The organism is Thermoflexus sp. (assembly GCF_040289485.1).
Classification (GTDB): Bacteria; Chloroflexota; Anaerolineae; order Thermoflexales; family Thermoflexaceae; genus Thermoflexus.
In genome coordinates this window covers 1-5,835 of the sequence record NZ_PSLG01000088.1, presented here as the reverse complement: position 1 = coordinate 5,835, position 5,835 = coordinate 1, and the positions used below count along the sequence as shown (strand labels likewise).

Sequence of the window (5,835 nt, the reverse complement as noted above, 5' to 3'; positions counted from 1 at the left end):
CCGCGCCTACCGGGATGCCCTGAAGGGCCAGTGGGGGGTCCTGGATGTGGTGGACGCGGTCAGCGGCGCCCAGGCCCTGGTCGATGGCGGGCTCGCCGACCCCCGCCGGCTGGTGATCATGGGCGGCAGCGCCGGCGGCTACACCGTCCTCAACGCCCTCATCCGCCACCCGGGCTTCTTCCGGGCCGGCATCTGCCTCTTCGGCATCACCAACCTGTTCGCCTTGGCCGCCGAGACCCACAAGTTCGAGGCCCACTACCTGGACACGCTGGTGGGCCCCCTCCCCGAGGCCGCCGACCGCTACCGCGAACGCTCCCCCCTCTTCCACGCCGACCGGATCCGCGACCCGGTGGCCCTCTTCCAGGGGTCCGAGGACCGGGTGGTGCCCCCCAGCCAGGCGGAGGCCATCGTCGAGGCTCTGCGGCGCAACGGAGTGCCCCACCTCTACCGCCTCTACCCGGGGGAAGGCCACGGCTGGCGCCGCCCCGAAACCCGCGTTGCCTTCTACCAGGAGGTCCTGGCCTTCCTCCGGCAGCACGTCCTCTTCGCCTAGCCTGGGGCCAAACGATGGTCCACCGGTCGTTACGGCTGCACCCTCAAGGTGGCCACCATCCCTCCTTCCTTGTGGCCCGGCACCGTGCAGACGATCTCGTAGTTGCCCGGCTTCTCCGGGACTTTCACCGTGACCTTCACCGCACGGCCGGGCTGGATGTTGTCCCGCTCGAACAGGACGGTCTTCCCGTCCTGGTCGTAGAGCACGAAGTTGTGCTCCAGGGCCCCCTTGTTCTCCAAAGTGATCTCCAGGGTCTGGCCGGGCTTGGCCGTGAGGACGTTGGGCTTGAAGTAAAGGTCCCCCATCTCGATCACCAGGCCGGAGGAGGCCCCACCGCCGCCCCCGCCGCCACAGGCCGCCAGCAGCCCGCCCATCAGCAACGCCATCACCCGCATCCAAGGCCACCGCATCGGTGCTCCCTCCACCTAGGATAGGACCTCCATGAGGATAATCCGAGGCGCCGCCATCTTCCACATCCCCGCCGCCATAAGCGGATCCCCGGGGCGCAAAAAGGTCCCCCGCCCAGGCCCCCCGGGGTCTTGACAAATCGGCGGAACCGGTTATAGTCTTTCTCAAAGAACAGGGGAGAACGCGGGATGGCCCCCCGGCCTTTCTTCTCTCGCTGGACGAAAAAAGCCGCTGCGCCTCCAGGCCCGGACGGTAGTCCGGTCCTGACGTAGCGGCTTTCCTCCATCCGTCAGGATCCTGACCCCCAGGCTACCGTCCGGTGGCCTGGGGGTTTCATTTTTCGCAAACCCATTCCCGGAGGAGGTGCACCATGCGCCAGGGGATCTGTCCGGAGTGCGCGGCCGGCGTGCCGCTGCGGGAGGACACGGTGCTCCACGAGCTGCTGACATGTCCCGAGTGTGGGACCGCCCTGGAGGTGATCTCTCTCTCTCCGGTGAGCCTGGAGCGCGCCCCCCAGGTGGAAGAGGACTGGGGGGAGTGAAGGGGAGGCGCCCGATGCGGATCGCCCTCTTCTGCTCGCTGGTGCGCCCCGAGGAGAAGGGGCTGCTGGAGGCCTTCCGGCGCCGGGGGGTCGCAGTCGAGGTCGTCCACGACCGCTCGGCGGTCCTCGAGGTCGGCGCCGCCGACGGCTGGCGCCGCTTCGACGCCGTCCTGATGCGCTCCCTCAGCCCCTGGCAGGCCCTCCACGCCGCCCAGCTGCTGCAGGACCTCGGCCTGCCGGTCATCAACCCTGCCGCGGTGATCCACACCTGCGCCGACAAACTCCTCACCACCGCCGCCCTGGTCCGGGCCGGCGTCCCCACGCCGCGCGTCCGGATCGCCTTCTCCCCCGAGGGGGCCCTCCAGGCCATGGAGGAGTGGGGCTACCCCGTCGTCCTCAAGCCCCTGCTGGGCTCCTGGGGGCGCCTGCTCGCCCGGGTCAACGACCGCGACGCCGCCGAGGCCCTCCTGGAACACAAGGAGGTGCTGGGGGGCTTCGCCCACGGCGTCTATTACATCCAGGAATACATCCCCAAGCCCGGGCGGGATATCCGCGCCTTTGTGGTGGGAGGCCAGACCATCGCCGCCATCTACCGGACATCGGACCACTGGATCACCAACACGGCCCGGGGCGGCCGGGCCGCCAACTGCCCGGTCACCCCCGACCTGGCGGATCTGTGCGCCCGGGCCTCGGCGGCGGTGGGCGGCGGGGTGCTGGCCATGGACCTCTTCGAGGACCCCCGGCGGGGGCTCCTGGTGAACGAGATCAACCACGCCATGGAGTTCCGCAACTCGGTGGAACCCACCGGCGTCGACATCCCCGGCGCTGTGGCCGATTTCGTGATCCGGGTGGCCCGGGAGGGATGGGCCGCCGCCCATGCGCATCCCCTCCCTCAGGAGATCGGGCGATGGAACGGGTCCGCGTGAGCATCGTCGGGGCCTCCGGCTACGTGGGCGGGGAACTGCTGCGCCTGCTGCTGCACCATCCCTTCGTGGAGATCGCCCAGGTCTCCTCCGAATCCTACGCCGGCGAGCCGGTCCACCGGGCCCACCCCCACCTGCGCCGGCTCGCTCCCCTCACCTTCTGCCGGATGGCCGATCTGCGGCCCTGCGACGTCCTCTTCATCGCCCTGCCCCACGGCGAGGTGGCCCCGCGGATCGAGGCCTTCGCCACCCTGGCCCCCATGATCGTCGATCTCTCGGCCGACTTCCGGCTGCGGGACCCGGAGGCCTACCCCCGCTGGTATGGCCGCCCCCACCCGCATCCGGAATGGCTCCCCCGCTTCGTCTACGGGCTCCCCGAGCGCTACCGTGAGGTCCTTCGAGGGGCCCGCTCCATCAGCGGGGTCGGCTGCAACGCGGCAGCCGCCATCCTCGCCCTGTGGCCCCTGATCCAGGCCGATGTCCTGGACCCGGAACGCCCCATCGTGGTGGACATCAAGGCGGGCTCCTCCGAGGCGGGCCGGGAGCCCAACCCGGGCTCCCACCATCCGGAACGCCACGGCGCCATTCGCCCCTACGCCCCTGTGGCTCACCGCCACACCGCCGAGGTCCGCCAGGCCCTGGGGCAGGCGTCCGTTGTGCTCTCGGTGACCGCCGTGGACGCGGTGCGAGGGGTGTTGGCCGTCGCCCACGCCTGGCCGCGGGCCCCCCTGCGGGAGCCGGACCTATGGCGCATCTACCGAGCAGCCTACGGGGAGGAACCCTTCATCCGCCTGGTCCGGGACCGCCAGGGGGTTCACCGCCTGCCGGACCCCAAGGCGGTGATCGGCAGCAATTTTGCGGACGTCGGCTTCGCCGTCGAGGAGGAGAGCGGGCGCCTGGTGGCCCTGTGCGCCTTGGACAACCTGGTGAAGGGCGCCGCCGGCTCCGCCGTCCAGTCCATGAACGTGGCGCTGGGCTGGCCGGAGACGGCCGGCCTCGACATGATCCCCCTCTACCCGGCCTGAGGAGGCGCGCCATGTGGGTGATCAAGATCGGCGGGAACGCGGCGGTGAACGCCGAGGCCGTGCTGGAGGAACTGGCCGCCTGGGCCCACCAGGGCCGGCCTTGGGTCCTCATCCACGGGATCTCGGCGGAGGCGGACGCCCTGGGGGAGGCCTTGGGGCATCCCCCGCGCTACGTGACCTCGCCCTCCGGTTTCACCAGCCGCTACACCGACGCCCGCACCCGGGACATCCTGCTGATGGCCTACGGGCGGGTCAACGCCCATCTGGTGGCCGCCCTGCACCGGCGCGGGGTGCGGGCCGTGGGCCTGCGGGGGATCGACGGCGGGCTGCTGCAGGCCCGCCGCAAAGAGGCCCTGCGGGTCCGCGAGGGGGATCGGATCCGGATCCTGCATGGGGACTACTCGGGGACGCCGAGCGCGGTCGACCGCGGGCTGCTGGTCATGCTGCTCGCGGCCGGGCTGTATCCGGTGATCGCCCCGATGGCCCTGACGCCGGAGGGGGAGATCGTGAACGTGGACGGCGACCGGGCCGCCGCCGCCATCGCCGCCGCCTTGAAGGCGGAGGGACTGATCTTCCTCACCGGCGCCCCCGGCCTGCTCCGATCGTTCCCCGACGAGAACACCCGGGTCCCCCGGCTGACCTTCGCGGAACTGGAGGCGGCTTTCGAGTGGGCCCAGGGGCGCATGCGCCACAAACTGCTGGCGGCCCGGGAGGCCCTCCAGCAGGGCCTGCCCCGGGTGTGGCTGGCGGACGGCCGCCGCCCGGCGCCGCTGACGGCAGCCCTGCAGGGGGAAGGGACCCTCCTCGTGGGCCAGGAGCCCACCCCGGAGGCGGCGCAGGCCCAGCGATCCCGTTTCGGAGGCCGGCCCATGGACGCCCAAGGCGTTGAGAGCCGATACACCAGCGGGGTCTACCCCAAGCGGGCTCTGGTTCTGGTCCGCGGGGAAGGCCTCTACGTGTGGGACGACCAGGGGCGCCGCTACCTCGACGCCACCGGTGGCCAGGGGGTGGCGCTCCTGGGCCACAACCCCCCGGCGGTCCGGGCCGCCCTGGAGGCCCAGATGGCCCGCCTGATGATCTGCCCGGAGATTTTTTACAACGACCGGCGGGCGGCGCTGCTGGAGGCCCTGCAATCGGTCCTCCCAGGCAACCGGGCCTGGCGGATCTTCCTGGGCAACTCCGGCGCCGAGGCGGTGGAGGCCGCCCTCAAGTTCGCCCGCTTGCGCACCGGGCGCTCAGAGATCGTCGCCGCCCGCCGGGCCTTCCACGGCCGTACCATGGGCGCCCTCTCCGCCACAGCGAACCCGGCCTACCGCCAGCCCTTCGAACCCCTCGTCCCCGGCTTCCGCCACATCCCCTTCAACGACACCGCCGCCCTGGAGGCCGCCGTCGGCCCCCAGACCGCTGCGGTGATCCTGGAGCCCATCCAGGGGGAAGGGGGCGTGTGGCCGGCAGACCCGGGCTTCCTCCAGGCCGCCCGGGCGCTGTGCGATCGTCACGGGGCGTTGTTGATCCTCGACGAGGTGCAGACCGGCTTTGGGCGGACCGGGCGCTGGTTCGCCGCGGAGCACTACGGGGTGGTCCCCGACCTGATCGCCATGGGGAAGGGCATGGCCGGCGGGTTCCCCATCGGGGCGGTCGCCTTCCCCGCCGATTGGGGCCCCCTGCCCGCGGGTGTCCACGGCTCCACCTTCGGCGGGAACCCTATGGCGTGCGCGGCCGCCCTGGCCACCCTCGAGGTGCTCCAGCGGGAGGGGCTGGTGGAGCGGGCGGCCCGCCTGGGGGCCGCCTTCCAGGAGCGCCTGCGGCAGATCCGCTCGCCCTGGGTGCGGGAGGTCCGGGGGATGGGGCTGATGGTCGGCGTGGCCCTGCGGGTGCGCGCCACACCGATCCTGCGCCGGCTGATGGCGGAGGGGATCCTCGCCCTGCCCGCCGGCCCCGACGTGGTCCGGTTCCTGCCCCCCCTGATCGTTGAGGCCCCGCACTTGGAGCAGATCGCCGCCGCCCTGGAGCGGGCCCTGGCCGAGGCCCCCGCGCCCATCCCTGCCGCTGGGGAAGGAGGGGACGGATGAGTCGGCCCAACGATCGGGAGGCCATCGCCCTGCTGGAGGACCTGGTCCGCATCCCCAGCCCCTCGGGCGCCGAGGGGCCGGCCGCCGCCTTCCTGCGGGACTGGATGGCCCGCCACGGGTTCGCCGCATGGATCGACGAAGCGGGCAACGCCATCGGGGTGCTGGGGGAAGGCCCGCGGACGCTGCTGCTCCTCGGCCACCTGGACACGGTCCCGGGGGAGATTCCCGTGCGGATCGCCGACGGGCGGCTTTACGGCCGGGGGGCGGTGGACGCCAAGGGGCCGCTGGCGGCAGCGGCCGTCGCCGTCGCCCA

7 protein-coding genes are annotated in these 5,835 nt (G+C 72.2%); 6 read left to right on the top strand and 1 reads right to left on the bottom strand.

The genetic code is table 11. The annotated features are described in order from the left end of the window. Positions 1–553: alpha/beta hydrolase family protein (locus C4313_RS10745; protein ID WP_352429861.1), on the top strand; the 553-nt coding region annotated here is incomplete at its 5' end. A gap of 29 nt (positions 554–582) precedes the next feature. On the opposite strand, the gene C4313_RS10740 is transcribed toward C4313_RS10745, so the two are convergent. Next, positions 583–963 carry a cupredoxin domain-containing protein gene (locus C4313_RS10740; RefSeq protein WP_352429860.1) on the bottom strand — a complete coding sequence of 127 codons (381 nt, stop codon included), beginning with the start codon at positions 961–963 and terminating at the stop codon, positions 583–585. A gap of 368 nt (positions 964–1,331) precedes the next feature. Here C4313_RS10740 and lysW point away from each other — a divergent pair, with 368 nt between their 5' ends. The 5 genes from lysW to C4313_RS10715 form a co-directional block, all read left to right on the top strand. Next, positions 1,332–1,502, top strand: coding sequence for a lysine biosynthesis protein LysW (gene lysW / locus C4313_RS10735; protein ID WP_352429859.1), 171 nt, complete (start codon positions 1,332–1,334; stop codon positions 1,500–1,502). 14 nt (positions 1,503–1,516) lie between these two features. Beyond that, positions 1,517–2,428: a lysine biosynthesis protein LysX gene (gene lysX / locus C4313_RS10730; RefSeq protein ID WP_352429858.1), complete on the top strand. Its 912-nt coding sequence runs from the start codon at positions 1,517–1,519 to the stop codon at positions 2,426–2,428. Continuing rightward, positions 2,410–3,450 (top strand): N-acetyl-gamma-glutamyl-phosphate reductase, encoded by a 1,041-nt coding sequence (gene argC / locus C4313_RS10725; RefSeq protein WP_352429857.1) that lies wholly within the window; start codon positions 2,410–2,412, stop codon positions 3,448–3,450. The genes lysX and argC overlap by 19 nt, the downstream gene beginning before the upstream one ends. A gap of 11 nt (positions 3,451–3,461) precedes the next feature. Further along, the gene (locus C4313_RS10720; protein ID WP_352429856.1) at positions 3,462–5,522 is read left to right on the top strand and encodes a [LysW]-aminoadipate kinase; all 2,061 of its coding nucleotides are present in this window, start codon (positions 3,462–3,464) and stop codon (positions 5,520–5,522) included. Continuing rightward, a partial coding sequence (locus tag C4313_RS10715; protein WP_352429855.1) for a M20/M25/M40 family metallo-hydrolase occupies positions 5,519–5,835 on the top strand: 317 nt, incomplete at its 3' end. The genes C4313_RS10720 and C4313_RS10715, both read left to right, overlap by 4 nt.